Origin of the sequence: Halorussus vallis (genome assembly GCF_024138165.1) — an archaeon.
Lineage (GTDB): Archaea > Halobacteriota > Halobacteria > Halobacteriales > Haladaptataceae > Halorussus > Halorussus vallis.
Genome location: NZ_CP100002.1, coordinates 149,384 through 164,857, shown reverse-complemented (window position 1 = coordinate 164,857; position 15,474 = coordinate 149,384). Strand labels below are relative to the sequence as shown.

13 protein-coding genes are annotated in these 15,474 nt (G+C 67.4%); 4 read left to right on the top strand and 9 right to left on the bottom strand.

Features of this window, described 5'->3' with window-relative positions:
* Positions 1–12: 12 nt before the first annotated feature.
* The 3 genes from NGM07_RS23325 to NGM07_RS23315 all read right to left on the bottom strand — a co-directional run bounded on the left by NGM07_RS23325 (position 13) and on the right by NGM07_RS23315 (position 2,814).
* A complete protein-coding gene (locus NGM07_RS23325) occupies positions 13–618 on the bottom strand; it encodes a response regulator (RefSeq protein ID WP_253521288.1) in 606 nt (201 codons plus the stop codon).
* Positions 619–666: 48 nt separating this feature from the next.
* A complete protein-coding gene (locus tag NGM07_RS23320; protein ID WP_253521287.1) occupies positions 667–1,788 on the bottom strand; it encodes a helix-turn-helix transcriptional regulator in 1,122 nt (373 codons plus the stop codon).
* Between the two features lie 324 nt (positions 1,789–2,112).
* Positions 2,113–2,814 carry a helix-turn-helix domain-containing protein gene (locus NGM07_RS23315; protein ID WP_253521285.1) on the bottom strand — a complete coding sequence of 234 codons (702 nt, stop codon included), beginning with the start codon at positions 2,812–2,814 and terminating at the stop codon, positions 2,113–2,115.
* A 217-nt stretch (positions 2,815–3,031) separates the two neighbouring features.
* Here NGM07_RS23315 and NGM07_RS23310 point away from each other — a divergent pair, with 217 nt between their 5' ends.
* Positions 3,032–4,510 carry an ATPase domain-containing protein gene (locus NGM07_RS23310; protein ID WP_253521283.1) on the top strand — a complete coding sequence of 493 codons (1,479 nt, stop codon included), beginning with the start codon at positions 3,032–3,034 and terminating at the stop codon, positions 4,508–4,510.
* Positions 4,511–4,747: 237 nt separating this feature from the next.
* Here NGM07_RS23310 and NGM07_RS23305 read toward each other — a convergent pair whose 3' ends face one another.
* From NGM07_RS23305 to NGM07_RS23285, 5 genes are all read right to left on the bottom strand, one after another.
* Positions 4,748–5,896 (bottom strand): sensor histidine kinase, encoded by a 1,149-nt coding sequence (locus NGM07_RS23305; RefSeq protein WP_253521281.1) that lies wholly within the window; start codon positions 5,894–5,896, stop codon positions 4,748–4,750.
* Positions 5,897–6,023: 127 nt separating this feature from the next.
* Complete coding sequence (locus NGM07_RS23300) at positions 6,024–8,045, bottom strand: asparagine synthase-related protein (protein ID WP_253521278.1); 2,022 nt, start codon at positions 8,043–8,045, stop codon at positions 6,024–6,026.
* Positions 8,042–10,021 carry an asparagine synthase-related protein gene (locus tag NGM07_RS23295; protein WP_253521276.1) on the bottom strand — a complete coding sequence of 660 codons (1,980 nt, stop codon included), beginning with the start codon at positions 10,019–10,021 and terminating at the stop codon, positions 8,042–8,044. The genes NGM07_RS23300 and NGM07_RS23295 overlap by 4 nt, the downstream gene beginning before the upstream one ends.
* 134 nt (positions 10,022–10,155) lie before the next feature.
* Positions 10,156–10,422, bottom strand: coding sequence for a hypothetical protein (locus NGM07_RS23290; protein WP_253521273.1), 267 nt, complete (start codon positions 10,420–10,422; stop codon positions 10,156–10,158).
* 634 nt (positions 10,423–11,056) lie between these two features.
* Positions 11,057–11,260 (bottom strand): hypothetical protein, encoded by a 204-nt coding sequence (locus NGM07_RS23285; RefSeq protein WP_253521270.1) that lies wholly within the window; start codon positions 11,258–11,260, stop codon positions 11,057–11,059.
* Positions 11,261–11,560: 300 nt separating this feature from the next.
* Between NGM07_RS23285 and NGM07_RS23280 the strand changes: the two genes are divergently transcribed.
* The 3 genes from NGM07_RS23280 (at position 11,561) to NGM07_RS23270 (ending at position 14,368) form a co-directional block, all read left to right on the top strand.
* Complete coding sequence (locus NGM07_RS23280) at positions 11,561–11,833, top strand: hypothetical protein (protein ID WP_253521267.1); 273 nt, start codon at positions 11,561–11,563, stop codon at positions 11,831–11,833.
* A 295-nt stretch (positions 11,834–12,128) separates the two neighbouring features.
* Positions 12,129–13,808 carry an alkaline phosphatase family protein gene (locus tag NGM07_RS23275; RefSeq protein WP_253521265.1) on the top strand — a complete coding sequence of 560 codons (1,680 nt, stop codon included), beginning with the start codon at positions 12,129–12,131 and terminating at the stop codon, positions 13,806–13,808.
* A 158-nt stretch (positions 13,809–13,966) separates the two neighbouring features.
* A complete protein-coding gene (locus NGM07_RS23270; protein ID WP_253521262.1) occupies positions 13,967–14,368 on the top strand; it encodes a VOC family protein in 402 nt (133 codons plus the stop codon).
* Between the two features lie 155 nt (positions 14,369–14,523).
* Here NGM07_RS23270 and NGM07_RS23265 read toward each other — a convergent pair whose 3' ends face one another.
* A complete protein-coding gene (locus NGM07_RS23265; protein ID WP_253521259.1) occupies positions 14,524–14,808 on the bottom strand; it encodes a PadR family transcriptional regulator in 285 nt (94 codons plus the stop codon).
* Between the last annotated feature and the right edge of the window lie 666 nt (positions 14,809–15,474).

Genomic DNA, 15,474 nt, shown 5'->3' with positions numbered 1-15,474 from the left:
GTTCGGGACGAGTTACTCGTCGGGGTCGTAGAACTCCGCGCGGAGGTCCTCGTCGTCCATCTGGGTCGCGGTGGTCGACAGTTGTTCGCGGAGGTCGGCGAGTTTCGACTGCATCGCCGCGTACTCGTCGTTGGCCTCGAGATCCTCCTGGCTCTTCTTCGACTCGAGGGCGGCCTTCTTGGTCGCCAGCGAGAGGAACTGCTGCATCTGGGCGTCGTACGTCGAGCGCCGAAGTAGCGTCTCGACGGTTTCGCGCAGTTCCCTGGCCTCAGAAACCGGCTTCTCGAGGTAGGCGTCGAAGCCGAGTTCGAGGATGTCGAAGTCGGGTTCGACCGCCGACACGAGCGCGACGCGACAGGTGAGTCCCTGCTCGTGAATCTCCGCGAGGACGTCCTCGCCCGAGAGGTCGGGCATCCGGCGGTCGAGCAGGACCACGTCGACGGCCTCGTCGAGTTCCTCGAGGGCCTCCGAACCGCTGTAGGCGGTCCGAACCTCGTAGTCGTTCTCTAACCACTGTGCATACGCGTCGGTGATGGGCTGTTCGTCGTCGACGATCAACACCGTCGCATCGTCGGGCGTCGCTCCGATTTCGCTATCGCTTTGAACTGATTCACTCATGCTGGAACTTGTCCCGTCGCGGGTCGTTGGATTCGGTCACCGTCATCGTCAGTCCGACTCCTTCTCGAAAGGGGATTTGGTCGACTCCGGTTCGTAGCCGCTCAAGAAGACGAGATTGCCGCGACCGACCTGCACGCGGGTGATGAGACCCTTCTCCTCCATCTTCGAGAGCTTGCGGCTCACCGTCGACTTCGACCAGTCCGTCTCCTCGGTCACGTCGGTCTGCTTCATCCGGCCGCCGTACTGGGTGAGCAGTTCCCTGATGCGGTCCTCGTCGGTGAGCATCGCGTCCTCGGGGAAATCGCCCACACCGCCGCCGGTACCGGTGCTGGCCACGTCGCCGTCCCGGGGTGCGGCGCCGTCGCCGGTTCCAGTCGCCGCGGTCGGATCCGGCGACTCCGGTTCGGGGGTCGAACCGTTCGGCCCGCCGTCCGAATCCGAAAACAGCCCCGACAGGGAGTTTCGGACCGCGGAGAAGAGGCCGCCGTCCGACTCGTCCACCGAGACGTCGGTATCGTGGGTCTGGGAGTGGTCGCTGGTGGCGGTGCGGTCGCCGTAGGTTTCGGCGACCGACCACTCGTCGCCGTCGGTCGAAACCTCCACGACCGCGTCGAAGAGGGTCTTCAGCGTGTTGACCGTCTCCTCGTCGTGGATGTCGGGGTCCATGTGGTAGTAGCCGATGGCGTCGGCCGCCTGCACGCGGTGAGTCAGGATGTGCAGGTAGCGGAACGCCGTGTCGAAGTCGACGTACTCCAGCAGGATGGTCAGCGTCTGGACCGAGATGACCGTCTGGTTCCCGTTGTTCTCCCACCGCGTGAGCTGTTCGCTCAGCGGCGCGACGATGTCCATCGGCTGGTTGGGATCGACCCGTGCGACGGTGGTTCCGCTCGGAATCCCCGATTCGTCGCCCGGTTCCGCGTTCGTCTCGACCTGGTTGGCGTGGATGAACGCGAGTTCGGCCGGGAGCGTTCGAATGTGGGACTTCCAGTCGGAAACCCACGTTTCCGGGGGAGGCGTGTAGGTCACCGCCGCGACGTTCGTGTTCTCCGGCGACGACGTCGCGGTCAGCAACTCCAGACACGCCCGGTTGCCGGTGGGCGTCAGCGGCGCCAGCAGGAGGACGTTCGAGGCTCGCTCGAGCTGCCTCCTGTCCGATGTGTCGATATTCATTCGTTATCGTACATGTTTCGTGGGTTCGTTCCCCGTCTCTGTGACGTGATACCGAAATTTCCGTCGTGTGTTACGATATGTAGTCATCGGACGTATTAATCTATTGTTGTTCGGAAAGTCGGCCCGTCTCGTCCGTATCGGAGGAGACGACCGGACGATGTGGGACGTCTCGTCCCGTCTGCGGAAGAAGCGGGACGTCTGCGGCGGCGTTCCTGCCTTCGGACCGTCACCCCTCACCCTCCACGTTGCTTTCACTACGAAGAAGCAACCGTGTGCTTATAAAGGCGCGGCAGTAGTAATCACGACTATTAAGTAGTCGCCGCATCAGCGGCGAGTCGGCGTCGCCGTCTCGCGGTCGGAGACGGCCTCCCCGCCCCGTTTCGCGTCGTGGCAGAGCGTGTTGGTGATGAGATTCTGATGACCGCGCCGCAGGCGGGTCGAGAGCGCGTTCGGCGAGATGTCGAGGTCCCCCGCGAGTTCCTTCAGCGTGACGCCGCGAGGAACCGAGAAGTACTCCGACTCGACGGCGGCGGTCAGCGCCTCGCGTTGTTTTTCGGTCACGTCGTACTTGCCCAGCGCCTCGGGGTTGCGCGACTCGTAGAGTCGGGAGAGTTCGAAGTCGAGGCCGTGCGACGAGCAGAACTCGTGGAACGAAGAGAGCGACCCCTCCTCGGGGAACAGCGCCCGCAGGCTCCACCCCGAAGCGGTCCCCTCTGCCCGGAGGACCGTCGCGTCGGTTTCCGAGACGGCGTAGGCGATGCCCTCGTTCTTGTCGCTCCACGACGCGCGGTAGAAGCGCTTGCGGTCGTGGGTTTCGAGCGTCCGGACGTCGTCGACCGTCGGGTCGGACTCCATCGCCGCCTCGAACGCCTCGAAGCGCTCGCCGTCGGCCCAGAAGTACGGGGTCACCCGGCGGTCCTCGGCGACCACGCGTTCAATCACGACGCCGACTTCGGGGACGCGTCCAAGCGCGTCCCCGAGGAGGAACTCCTCGACCGAGACGGTGAACTCCGCGAGGATGCTCATGTGCGCTCGGCGGTACGACGCGACGATAGAATAAACGACGGGACCATTCGCGCTCCGTTCTCGACGATTTCGAGATTAGAAACCGCCTAGGCCGACGAACCCGATTGCTCCCGACGGCGACCTGTTCCGAATAGATACGGGATAAAAGTGACAGCAACCGAGACGAGGGGATTTATTACTCGGACCTGAACAAGTCCAACCGGATACGCTTCGTAGCATGACCAAACGCTCTCCACCCCGAATCTCGACGGGTACGGCGGGACTCGACGAGATTCTGTACGGCGGACTCGTTCGGAATCGGAGCTACCTGGTACGGGGTGACCCCGGCACCGGCAAGACCATCCTCGGGATGACGTTTCTGACCGAGGGCGTCGAGAACGACGAGACCGCGCTGTACATCAACCTGGAGGAGGCCGAGGACGACATCCGGATGAACGCCCGGTCGGTCGGCATCGACCTGGGCGACGTGTCGTTTCTCGACCTCTCGCCGGAGTCGAGCGTGTTCGCCGAGGACCAGTCCTACGACATCTTCGCCCCCGACGAGGTCGAACAGGACCCGCTGGCCGGCGAGATAACCGACCGCGTCGAGGAACTCGAACCCGACCGGGTGTTCATCGACCCCCTGACGAAACTCCGGTACCTGACCGGCGACGAGTACCAGTTCCGCAAGCAGGTCGTCTCGTTCATGCGGTACCTCCGCGAACGGGACGCGACGGTGCTCTTCACCTCCCAGGACACCGCCGACTCCCCGGACGAGGACCTCCAGTTCCTGAGCGACGGCACCATCGAACTCGCCCGCGGCGAGGGCGGTCGAACGCTCTCGGTCCCGAAGTTCCGCGGGTCGGACGTCCAGCAGGGTACTCACGCGGTGCGCATCTCCTCGGACGGACTGTCGGTGTACCCGGAACTCCGCCCGGACGACCACGACCGCGAGTACGTCTCCGAACCGCTCTCGTCGGGCGTGCCCCAGTTCGACGAACTGCTCCACGGCGGCATCGAACGCGGGACGGTCACGATAATCAGCGGTCCGACCGGCGTCGGCAAGACCACCGTCGGCACGCAGTTCATCAAGGAGGCGGCGGGCCGGGGCGAGCGCTCGGTGCTGTACCTGTTCGAGGAGTCGAAGAAGACGCTGCTTGAGCGGAGCGAGGCCATCGACGTCCCCGTCGAGGCGATGCTCGACCAGGAGGCGCTGAACGTCGAGCAGGTCGAACCCCTGAACCACTCCGCCGAGGAGTTCGCCGACAAGGTCCGGACGGAGGTCGAAGAGCGCGACGCCTCCATCGTGATGCTCGACGGCATCCAGGGGTACAAACTCGCGCTCCGTGGGAGCGAGGACGACCTCGTGCGCAAACTCCACATGCTCGGGCGCTACCTCAAGAACATGGGCGTCACGGTCGTGTTCGTCGACGAGGTGTCGGGAGTCACCGGGGAGTTCCAGGCCACCGAGTCCGACATCAGCTACCTGGCCGACAACATCGTCGTCTTCCAGCACGTCGAGGTCCAGGGCGAACTCCACAAGGCCGTCGGCGTCATCAAGAAGCGGACCAGCGACTTCGAGCGGACGCTCCGGAAGTTCGACATCACGAGCCACGGCGTCCGGGTCGGCGAACCGCTGACCGAACTTCGGGGCATCCTCAGCGGGACCCCCGAGTGGGTCGGCGACGACGAGGAGCGCGAGACGTTCGGCGACTGAGGGGCGCTCGGCGACCACGAGGAGTTCGGCGGAAGGAATTCGAGAGGATTCGGCGAGAGGAACTCGATGAGATGGATTTTGTTTCTGTGCGCAGACGCGACGCAAACGCGTCGCGTCTGCGCGTGACGGGACCCGAAAAATCGGAGTTACCCTGAGGAATCGGAGTCGCGGCGCACCCGGTCGACCGGAAACCTCCGGGACGCCTCGACCGCACGGAACGAGTTTCGCCTCGGTCGCTCACGCCCGCGGCAGTTCGACCCGGAACACCGCACCTCGCGGGTCGTTGTCCTCGACCCGAACGTCGCCGCCGTAGCGGTCGACGGTCTTCTCGACGAGGTAGAGGCCGAGGCCCGTGCCGTCGCTGTCCGCACCCCGCTCGCCCCGTTCGAACACCGACTCCTTGCGCTCGTCGGGGATACCCGGCCCGTCGTCGGCGATTTCGACCACCGCCGACTCGTCGGTGACGGTCACCGAGACGTCGACGCGGGGGTTCTCGGCGTCGCTGTGCAGCGCCGCGTTGTTCAGGAGGTTGACCAGCACCGACGAGAGCATCTCGTCGGCCAGCACCGACACCTCCGGGAGGTCCTCGTCGCCGGTCACGGTGACCGCCGACTCGCGGGCGGCGTCCTTCGCCCGGAGGGTTTCGATCTCCGAGCGGAGCGCCGGCGCGAGCGCCACCGGTTCCAGCGGGATGTCCTCGCCCTCCGCGAGCATCTCGGTGAGGTCGCCGATGGTCTGGGTCAGGTCCACCACGTTCTCGCCGGCGTCGAGGACGTAGTCGACGCCCTCGCGGCCCGCCTCGTCGACGTGGTCGTCGAGCATCTTCGCCCACGTCAGGACGACGTTCATCTCATTTCTGATGTCGTGGCGGACGACCTGATTCAGCATCGTGAGGTTTCGGCGTTTCTCGTCGAGTTCCGCGGCCTGCTCCTCGACCTCGCGTTCGGCGAGTTTGCGCTCGGTGACGTCGTCGAACGAGACGACCGCGCGAGCGTCGGCGGTTCCGTCGGGGCCGCCCGCGTCGTCCTCGTCCCGCCCGCCGTCGAGCGGTCGAACCTGGAACGCGAGCCACCGCTTCCGGCGCGGAGAGTGGGCCGGAACCTCCAGGGCGAACCGGTCGCGGTCGCCGTCGAGGACCGAGCGAATCCCGTCGGCCGCCCGGCCGGCGTACCCGTCGGCGGCGTCGCAGGCCTCGAGGTAGTTCTCGCCGACGTCGCCGACCGGCGCGGGGAGTTCGGTCGCGCGCTCGGCGGTGCGACCGAACTCCCGCCACGCCTCGTTCGTCGTCAGGATGGTGCCGTCGCCGTCGAGAACGGCGACGGTCGTCAACAGCGAGTCGAGGGCCGTTGCGCGAAGCTCCCGGTCCTCGACACCCACGTCGTGCATGGAATTACGTACTCAGTCCGACGACAAAAAGCCACGGCGGGACAGATTAGGGACCTTAAGAGGGAGCGGGCGAGTGCCGGACGAGAACGGTCGGCGACCGTCGGAGTCCGACGGTCGCCGACCGGGTTCAGGACTCGTCGAGCCACCACCGCGCGTCGTTGACCCGAAGCTGGTACCGCGGGGGGAGGTCGCGGACGCCCGGGTCGTCGGGGAACAGCCGCCGGGCCACGTCGTTGTCGCGGTAGAGTTCCCGGCGGTCGGGCCACGCCGGTTCGAAGCCCTCCACGAAGGGGAGCTTCCGGCGGGCAAACCGTTCGACCTGGTTCAGGTGGTGCGAATCGTGGGGTTTGTCCGGCGGCCGGTGGCGCAGGATGTCGTCGTCGAGCCGCCGGATGGCTGCCCGCACCGTCTCGCGGTTGCGCTCGCTCGGCGGCGTCCGGAGGTGCCACTCCAGCAGTTCGGCGTCGACGGTGACGAACGCCTCGACGTAGTTGTCGGCCAGGTGGGTCCGGAACGGCAGGGCCGGCTGGTTACGGATGACCAGTAGGTCGGTCGCGTTGTGGAGCGAGTCGGTCCGGGGCCAGCACTTCTCGAGTTCGGCGTGCAACTGCTCGCGCAGGAACTGCTCGGGGTCGGACACGTCGAGGTCAAAGTCGAGGTCACCGAGCGAGTCCCCGACCCGGTCGGCGAGGCGCTCGCTCCCCCGCGGGAGGAATCCGAGGGTGTCGAGCAGCGTCTCGACTGGCTGAGGGTCGGCGGCCAGCCCCTCGAAGGGGATGTCCTTGCCGAGGACCTCCACGCCGTCGCGTTCGAGGAAGTAGCCCTTGAACAGGGTGTCGTACAGCAGACCGTGGTACATCGTGTCGGCGCCGATGTCGTCGGCGTGAGCGGCGTGGTGGACGTGCAGCGACTCCTTGATGGCCTGGGAGTAGCGGATCTTCTCGCCGTCGGCCAGCAAGTAGTCGCCCCGCGGTTTCAGGGTCCGGTGGTCGGCGCCGTACTGGGCGGCGATCTTCCGGGCGACCGCGACCTCCTGGGACCCCGGCCGGCCGACCGTGTAGCACGTCCGGACGTCGGGCACCTCCGAGAGGATGGTCCGGGAGTCCTGGCCGGCCGACAGTAGCAGGCCCTTCGAACCGGGGTAGTGGGCGCGGCGGTCGATGGCGCGCCGGAGTCGGGCCGCGAGCGCGCCGACGTGGTCGAACGACCGCGGCGAGTAGACGAACCGGTCGAACTCCCCGGCGTCGTCGGCTTCGAGGAAGCCGTCGAACGGCGCCCGGCGCACCTCCTGGAACGGCGTCTTCTCGCCGAGCACGGTGCCGAGGTGGAGGAACTCCAACAGCGCGTCCCGGCGGACGGTCGGTTCCTCGACCAGCGCGGCGAGCGACCCGACGTCCGAGCCGAACGCCCGGACGCCCGGCGCGTCGGTGTAGAAGCACTCCCACGACCGGATGGGGTCGGTCGCGACCATCGCCTCGCCCTCGTAGTCGACCGCCGCCAGGTACGACCCGTTGAGGTCGGCGAACGCGTCGCGGCCGACGGCCGCGACGCGCTCGAACAGCCACCGGGCGGTGTCGCCGGTCGCCTCGGCCGTCGAACCGCCGGCCGACGCCGAGGACGGTCCGTCGCTCGCGTCCGAGTCGTCGGCGTTCGCGGCGGGGAACGCCTCACCCCAGACGACGCAGCAGCCACGCTCGTCCTCGTAGGTCGACGTCCGCCCCGCGATGCCGAGCGCCGAGTCGCGGACGCCGACCGACAGCGACTCGCCCGACACCACCGCGTCGAACGTCTCCGCGGCGCGGAACTCGGTCACGTCGGGCGAGTCGCCGAAGACCCCGAACAGCTCCTTGTTCATCGTCCCCGCGACCGTCTCGCCGGCGAGGTCCCCGGAAGCGACCTCGCCAGCACCGGTCGCGTCGTCGCCGACGGCGCCGCCGTCGCCGCCGCGTCCGATTCGGTCGGTCGGGTCGAACCGGACGCGCGAGTCGCGGCGACCCGTCCCGTCGCGGGCGCCGCCCGATTCGAGGTCGGACGCGGCGTCTCGCTCGACGCCGCCCTCGCCGTCGGGGTCGCCGCGACTCCCGCGACCCCCGCGACTCCCCCGGCCGCCGCTGTCGGCGGTCGACTCGGGGGCGTCGCCCTGACTCATTCGGCTCCCCCCAAACCGTCGGCCGCGTAGGGTTTCCGGCGACCGTCGTCGGCGGTTCGGCCCTCGGCGTCGGTCTCCCCGAGCCGCTCGACGACCGGCATCTCCAGCAGGGTCAGAAGCGAGTACAGCGCCGTCATGTTGTCCTCGCCCTCGCAGTGGTCGCGGTAGCACTCGAAGGCGCCGTCGCGGTCCACGACCGGGAGCGCCTCCAGGCGGTCCTCGCGGGCCGCCAGCGTCTTCGGGGCGAACTCCTTGACCCGCAGGAGCGCCCGCCGGTCGGGCCACGGCCGGTGGTCGTAGTACGGCTCTGGCGGGTCCTCCTCGCCGAAGTGCTTCCACCGGAAGGCGTTCAAGTTACCCCCGACGAACTCGACGGGGAACGGGTACTCCAGCGGGACGCCGGTGGCGGCGTGGGGAATCGCCGCGAGTTCGGGCGCGATGTGGTCGAGCGCCCGGTTGACCAGGTTGCACCGGAAGAAGTGACGTATCGGCACCTCCCGGTGGAGGTCGATGACCCGGTTGTCGAGGAACGGCGTCCGGTACGGCAGGGTCCGGGCCAGACTCCGGGAGAACAGCGCGTCGGTGTCCCCGCCCATCGGGAAGTAGTCGCCGTACATCACCAAGTCGGTCAGCGACTCGAAGCGCACGCCGTGGCTGACGACGCTCCCGTCGTCCTCCAGTCGGAGGTTGTCCCGGACCACCGCGTCGATGTGGGGCGCGTCGGGCGCGTAGGTTAGCGGTTCGACCGCCTCGGTGGTCTGGTGGGCGACGTATTCGTCCAGCGACTCGATGGGGTCCTGGACCGGCAGCGAGAGTTTGCCGAGCGGCCCGAGGTCGAGCGAGCGCTTGCGGAGCGGACCGCCGGCGAACAGCATGTCGGCGTACAGCCCCGACACCAGCACGTCGGCCTCGGCCGAGATCTCGTCGGCGAAGCCGTCGAAGTACGCCTGGTCGAACCAGCCGCTGAAGTTCGACAGTTCGGGCGTGCGCGACAGCAGGTGGTCGTCGTAGTCGCCGCCGCGTTCGAGCATGTGGAACTCGTCGCCGGCGGTCTCGGCGACCTGTTCTGCGATTCTGGTTTCGCGGCTCCGCCAGTCGGTGACGTGGAACGTCTCGACCGGCACGTCCATCGCGGCCTGGACGAACCGCGAGTCACTCCCGCCCGACAGGAACAGGCCGTAGTCGAGGTCCGGCCGGGTCCACTCGCCGAGCACCCGCTGGACGGTGTCTGCGAGTCGGTCCACGTAGTGCGACGCCGATTCGTCGACTGGCCGGTAGGTCGGCGTCCAGTAGCGTTCGACCCTCGTTAAGTCGGCGGGGACGCCGTCGGCGGTCCGGACTCGGCCGCGGCCGGCCTCGGCGTCGAAGTCGTCGACGTCCACGGTGGTCACCGCGGCCGGTTGCATCTCCTCGACGCCTACGATCGGAGTCTTGACCCCGAACACTCGGCGGAGTTGGAGGTACTCGTAGAGGTAGGGTTTCTCGAAGCCGACCTCGATTCGGGGGTGGCGGACCAGCGCCTGGACGTTCGAGGCGAAGACCAGCGACCCGTCGGTCGCGCGGGCGTAGAATATCGGTTTGCTCGCGACCCGGTTCGTCGCGAACGAGACGGTGCCCGCGTCCCGGTCGTACACCACCGCCGCGAAGTCGCCGTTGAGGTGGGTCACGAACTCCATCCCCTCGGCCTCGTAGCGCTCGGCGCAGTAGCGGGCGCTCCCGTCGGGCGGACCCTCGCGGGGCGAGTAGTCGTCGGTCGGTCCCTCGCCGTAGACGTCGCCCCAGACCCACAGGAGCGCGTCGCCGCCGTCGACCTCCATCGGCTGGTCGCCCGCGAGCAGTCGGTGGAACGACCCGACGAAGCCGAACCGGTCGTCGGCGTACCTCGTCTGCACTTCCGCGTCTCGGTGGACCAGCGCCTCGGCCACTCGGTCGGAGGGACCGTCCCGAGCGCCGACGACGCCGCTGATGCCAACCATGGATACTGTTGGTCACGACGGCGACCCGACCCTTTATTATCGAGTGGATAACCGACCGCGGACCTCGGTTCGCCGGGGCGTAGGCCGCCGTCTCCGGGGAGAATCGCTCGCGGCGGAATCCCGACCGGGAGCCGTCAGTCGTCGGGTTTTCGCAGTTCGGTTATCTCGACCATCAAATCGGGGGAATCGCCGTCCCGGTCGCGGAAGGTCCACGCCCGGTCGAAGGTCACCTCGCCGCGGTGGGCCCGCCGGAGGAGTTCCGCCAGGCGAGCGCGGAACTCCTCCGCTCGCAGCGCCTCGTCGGACTGCTCGTCGCTTTCCGCCGCGTCCGTTTCCGCCGCATCCGTCTCTGTTCCGCCGGACTGGTCGTCGTCGCCGACCCGTTCGTCGCTCTCGTCCATCGTCAGGCCGCCTGCGCGTCTCTACGTTCTCGATACTCGCGCCGTGCGACGCCACTCGCGTTCCGGTCGGCCGTGCCGGCGTCTCGCCGACCGCTCGGGCGTCGTCGCGTCCGGACCATGCCGGAACATCGAACCATCCCCGGCAAAGCTTTTCCTTTCCTATATCCAGTTATTAAATACTGTCGGCCATTTCGGCGGCACGTTCGACGACCGGGCGCGCGACGTCGGCCGCCGTGACGGAGAAACGCTCGGACGCGGGCGCGTCGTCCGGCGGTCGCCGACCGCCGGACGACGCGCCCGCGTTGACGGAGACGCATCGAGCGCGCGAGAGCTTCCGCGCGGTCCCAGAAATCTGACACGGAGAGGGTGAGAGACGGCCGTCCGGCGGTCGGCGTCGACTCGGTGGTCACGGGCGCGCGCCGTGGTCGTCGCCCGCGGGCGACGACCACGGCGCGCGCCCGAGGAGCATTGACGCTCCGAAGGATGGTCGACGTCGAAAGGACGTTCGCGCCGAAGGAGGGTCAACCTCGAAAGAGGGTCCGTCCAGAAACACGGCGGGGAGCGTTCACTCCGAGCGACCGGGACGCGCGGAGACGCCGAGGTCGCCCGGTCCGACCGGGATGGGGCCGCGGCGCTATCGACGCTTGCGGAGCCGAGAGATCTCGACCGTGAGGTCGGGCGCGTCGCCGTCGGCGCGGAAGTCCCACGGCCGCTCGATGTCGACGTCGTTGGCGTCGGCGGCCCGCAGGAGTTGTTCGAGCGCGGCCTCGAAGTCGTCGGTGTTCGGCTGGTATCCCTCGGCGGTCACTTCCTCGGAGATGCTGTCGGCGAGACTCATTCTGGTTACTCGATTGACCGAAAGAGCGCCACGGTAGAAAAATGGCGTCGCCCTTCCCGACCGTTCCGTCCGTTGCACGCGCGAATTCGCGTAAACGGTGCGAGAATCGGCGACCGCGGCCGGTCGCCGACGCCGGTGCGGAGACCGGCGCGTCGACGCGCTTCGCGGTCGAGCGCGGGCGATTCCCCGAGTCGGGGGTCGAACGAGAGCACCTTTGAGGGATGCTAAGGTCGCTGAACCGTGAGAACGGGCGTCCCGATTTATACCGCGATTCGTGCTACGCCCGATTCGGAGACGACCATGACTCGACTCAAGGTAGCCGCCGCCGCGATGGCCCTGTTGCTGGTGTTCGCCGGCTGTTCGGGCCCCGGTGGTAGCGGCGACGGAACGACGAGCAGCATCGAGACGACCGAAGACGCGACCACGACGGCCGAAGGCGGGATGACCACGACCGCCGAGGGCGGCATGGCCACGACGACCGGTGCGACGACCACCGGCCAGATGACCACGACGGCCGCCGAGACGACGAACGCGACCACCACCAACGCGACCACGACCGAATCGGCGGTCTGACCGGAGTCGCGTTCGAGCGTGGCGGTCGACCGGTCGACCGACCCGAAGTTGGGCTCGGCCGGCCCTTCGAATCCTTTCCGACCCAATTTCGAACCGACCGTTCTCCCGCAGTCTTCGAACCGTGCGACGTGACACCGACCAGCGCGGTCGGTCGCCTCCGCCTCGCGTTCGAGGCGGGGAGACGACGTTTATCCGAATCATAAACAAATGAATCGACTCCCTTGCTCAAACTAATGGATACGAGTAACGTGAGCGACGACTCGGAAGCGACCGCCCGAGCGCGAGGTGAGTGGTCATGAGCGACGGCATGGACGTCCTGGTCGTGGGTATCGACGCCGGCTGTCTGCCGGTGTTCGAGCGACTCTCCGAGAAGGGCGCCATCCCGAACATCGACGCCATCCGGGGCGCGGGCGGCGGCGCGGACGCCGCCGACGCCGAACCCGCGGTACCGGCCGAGGGCGCGGCCGCGCCGCTCCAGTCCCAGATTCCGCCGTGGACGCCGAGCGCGTGGCCATCCATCTACACCGGGGTCAACCCCGGCAAGCACGGCGCGACCGGCTTCGTGGAGTTCGACGGCTACGACTGGTCGGTCGTCACGGCCAACGACGTGACCGAACACGCCATCTGGAACATCCTGGACGAGCGGGGCTACACCAGCGTCGTCGTGAACGCGCCGGTCACCCACCCGCCCGACGAGATCGACGGCGCCATCGTCCCCGGCTTCATCGGCCCGGAGGACCCTGCCTGTCACCCGCCGGGCACCCTCGAAGAAATTCGAGACGCCATCGGCGAGTACCGGGTGTACCCCAACTACACCCGCGACGGCGACGACGCGACCCCCGCCGAGAAGCGCCGGGAGTACCGCACCCTCGCCCGGATGCGCGGCGAGGCGTTCCGCTACCTCTGCGACGTCCACGACCCCGACTTCGGGTTCCTCCAGTTCCAGCGGACCGACACCGTCTTCCACGAGTTCAACGGCGACCCCGAGATGGTCGAGGCGGTCTACGACGAAACCGACCGCCAGATCGGCGCGGTCCTGGAGCACTGCGACCCCGACACCGTCTTCCTCGTCAGCGACCACGGCATGGGCCACTACGACGAGTACGAGTTCCGGGTCAACGAGTTCCTCGCCGACGAGGGGTACGTCGAAACCACGATGGGCGGCAAGGGGATGCCCGGCTGGGCGCCCATCCGCGACGACCTGAAGGAGGGCGAGGACGTCGAGTCCTGGGAGCCGAACGTCGCCGAGCGACTCGCCGCGAAGGCCGCCGAGTTCGGCGTCACCGCCAGCCGAGTCCGGCGGGCGCTCGAGGCGGTGAACCTCGCCGACGTCGCCAAGCAGTACGCGCCCAAGAACGTCACCAGGACCGGCAACAAGCAGGTCGACTTCGAGAACTCGATGGCGTACCTGCGCTCGCGGACCGAACTCGGCGTCCGCATCAACCTCGAAGACCGCGAGCCGAACGGCGTCGTTCTCCCGAGCGCGTACGACGACGTACGCGCCGAACTCATCGAGAAGCTCCGCGCGGTCGAGACCCCCGACGGCGAACCGCTGTTCGAGACGGTCGCGCCCCGCGAGGAGTACTTCCACGGTCCCCACGAGGAGGACGCCCCGGACATCGTCCTAGTTCCGAACGACTTCCGACACTTCCTCTCCGACCAGCTACGGGGCGAGCAGTTCGTCAGGACCGACGTCTGGAACCACAAGCGCGACGGCGTGTTCGCCGCGACCGGCCGAGCGGTCGACGTCGACGCGATGCCCGACCACCCCCACATCTTCGACGTCGCGCCGACGGTGCTGTCGGCGATGGGCGTCCCCTACAGCGACCGCACCGACGGCGAGCCGCTGCCTATCGTCAGGGACGCGGGCGCGCAGGCCTACCGCGAGTACCTCGACGGTGCGAGTTCGACGGTCGAAACCGAGGCCGGACAGGGCGTCGAAGATAGATTGGCCGACCTGGGCTACCTCGACTGAGCGCCGTCGCAGACTCGGCGGCTGATGCCGCCGCGAGTTTGTGCTGCGTTCCGATTCCGCAGTCCGACCGAGAGACGGAATAGGAGAAGATAGGATAGGACAGGAGAAGACAGGATACAGCGCCGGAACTTATCGTTCAACGCGTCTTCTTTCGCCCGATGGACCCCAGAATCACGCTCGTGACCCTCGGCGTCGACGACGTGGACGAATCGGTGCGATTCTACCGGGACGGCCTGAAGTTTCCGATGCGCGACCGCGAGGAGGACAGTGACGTCGCCTTCTTCACCCTCGAAGGGACGTGGCTCTCGCTCTATCCGAGAGACTTTCTCGCCGAAGACGCTACGGTCCCCGACGACGGGACCGGCTTTTCGGGCATCACCTTGGCGCACAACGTCCCGCGCGAAGACGAAGTCGATGCGGTCCTCGAACAGGCGGAAGCCGCCGGCGGTCGCGTCGTCAAGCCGGCTCAGGACACGTTCTGGGGCGGGTACTCGGGGTACTTCGCCGACCCGGACGGTCACCTCTGGGAGGTGGCGTATCCGGAACTGGACGACGAGTGACGTCGGTGCTCTCCGACGACGGACCGGAGAAACGAGAGACGTACCGTTAGCTCGGCGTCCGCTCGTCGGTTCGAGAATCGCCTCCGCCCGCCGGTCGGTGCGGCGGTTCGCGGTCAGTACGCGCGACCGGTACTCGTCGGTAGCCGCTCGGCCGATCAGACCCGCTCTTTGGGCATGTACTCGCTCTGCCACTGCCAGCGGTCGCGCAGCACCTCTCGACCCTTCTCGGTCAGCGTGTAGCGGTTCGTCCGGCCGTCGTGCTTGCCCTTCTCGACGAACCCCTCCTCGACCAGCGTGTTGAGATTCGTGTACAGTCGGCCGTGCTGGACGCTCCGGCCCTGCGACTGTTCGAGTTCGTGTTTGATGTCCTGTCCGTTCGGCGCCTCGAGTCCGTTGAGAACGAACAGGAGGTCGCGTTGGAAGCCTGTGTAGTCGTGCATCGGAACCCCTCTACCGCCACCATGTACGGACCCGTATAAATCACCCGACGACCGTTGTAGAAGATAGTACTTCTGTAAGTCGACGGGGCGAGCAGTTATTCACCCGTCAACCTCCAGATTTCGGCGGCGCTGCCGGGCTTAAATGGCTCATAATAACGTGGCTGGCGAGCGTAGCAGTACCCGTGTCGCCGTCCGACTAATTCCCCCATATCCCACCCACCTGCCAACCCAGTTCGGTGGCGACACACCCGGACTTCTGCGTTCCGCCGAATCGACGAGCATCCGCCATCGAGACGGCCGAGCGCGGCGGTTTCGACCGCCGCGCTCGGCCGTCGTCATCGTCATCGCGTACGACAGCCCGTGATAGGAGGAGACAGCGAGAGTGGTTCCAGGTCGACGTTCCTTGGCCGAGGTCGTCCAGCCGACGGCGGAGTACTGCGAGTCGAGGTCGCAGAGAATCGCTGCGACCTCGACTCAGTCCCGCTCCGACGCAAGCGTCACGTCGACGCCGACCGAGTCGACGTCGGCTCTCCTCCGAGCGGGTTCGCTTCTGGCCGGCTGACTCCGACCGGCTCGATTTCGGCCGGCTCGATTCCAGTCGGTTCACCTCCGGCCGGCGCCGAGGCGAAACCCCCCGACGCAAGTACCGGCAAAGGATGTTAGCAC

What these genes read in the sequence shown, in the direction of transcription:
- NGM07_RS23285 (WP_253521270.1), bottom strand. Translation starts at nt 11,260, where the DNA reads ATGAGTCTCGCCGACAGCATCTCCGAGGAAGTGACCGCCGAGGGATAC.
- NGM07_RS23280 (WP_253521267.1), top strand. Translation starts at nt 11,561, where the DNA reads ATGACTCGACTCAAGGTAGCCGCCGCCGCGATGGCCCTGTTGCTGGTG.
- NGM07_RS23300 (WP_253521278.1), bottom strand. Translation starts at nt 8,045, where the DNA reads ATGAGTCAGGGCGACGCCCCCGAGTCGACCGCCGACAGCGGCGGCCGG.
- NGM07_RS23295 (WP_253521276.1), bottom strand. Translation starts at nt 10,021, where the DNA reads ATGGTTGGCATCAGCGGCGTCGTCGGCGCTCGGGACGGTCCCTCCGAC.
- NGM07_RS23265 (WP_253521259.1), bottom strand. Translation starts at nt 14,808, where the DNA reads ATGCACGACTACACAGGCTTCCAACGCGACCTCCTGTTCGTTCTCAAC.
- NGM07_RS23305 (WP_253521281.1), bottom strand. Translation starts at nt 5,896, where the DNA reads ATGCACGACGTGGGTGTCGAGGACCGGGAGCTTCGCGCAACGGCCCTC.
- NGM07_RS23320 (WP_253521287.1), bottom strand. Translation starts at nt 1,788, where the DNA reads ATGAATATCGACACATCGGACAGGAGGCAGCTCGAGCGAGCCTCGAAC.
- NGM07_RS23325 (WP_253521288.1), bottom strand. Translation starts at nt 618, where the DNA reads ATGAGTGAATCAGTTCAAAGCGATAGCGAAATCGGAGCGACGCCCGAC.
- NGM07_RS23275 (WP_253521265.1), top strand. Translation starts at nt 12,129, where the DNA reads ATGAGCGACGGCATGGACGTCCTGGTCGTGGGTATCGACGCCGGCTGT.
- NGM07_RS23315 (WP_253521285.1), bottom strand. Translation starts at nt 2,814, where the DNA reads ATGAGCATCCTCGCGGAGTTCACCGTCTCGGTCGAGGAGTTCCTCCTC.
- NGM07_RS23310 (WP_253521283.1), top strand. Translation starts at nt 3,032, where the DNA reads ATGACCAAACGCTCTCCACCCCGAATCTCGACGGGTACGGCGGGACTC.
- NGM07_RS23290 (WP_253521273.1), bottom strand. Translation starts at nt 10,422, where the DNA reads ATGGACGAGAGCGACGAACGGGTCGGCGACGACGACCAGTCCGGCGGA.
- NGM07_RS23270 (WP_253521262.1), top strand. Translation starts at nt 13,967, where the DNA reads ATGGACCCCAGAATCACGCTCGTGACCCTCGGCGTCGACGACGTGGAC.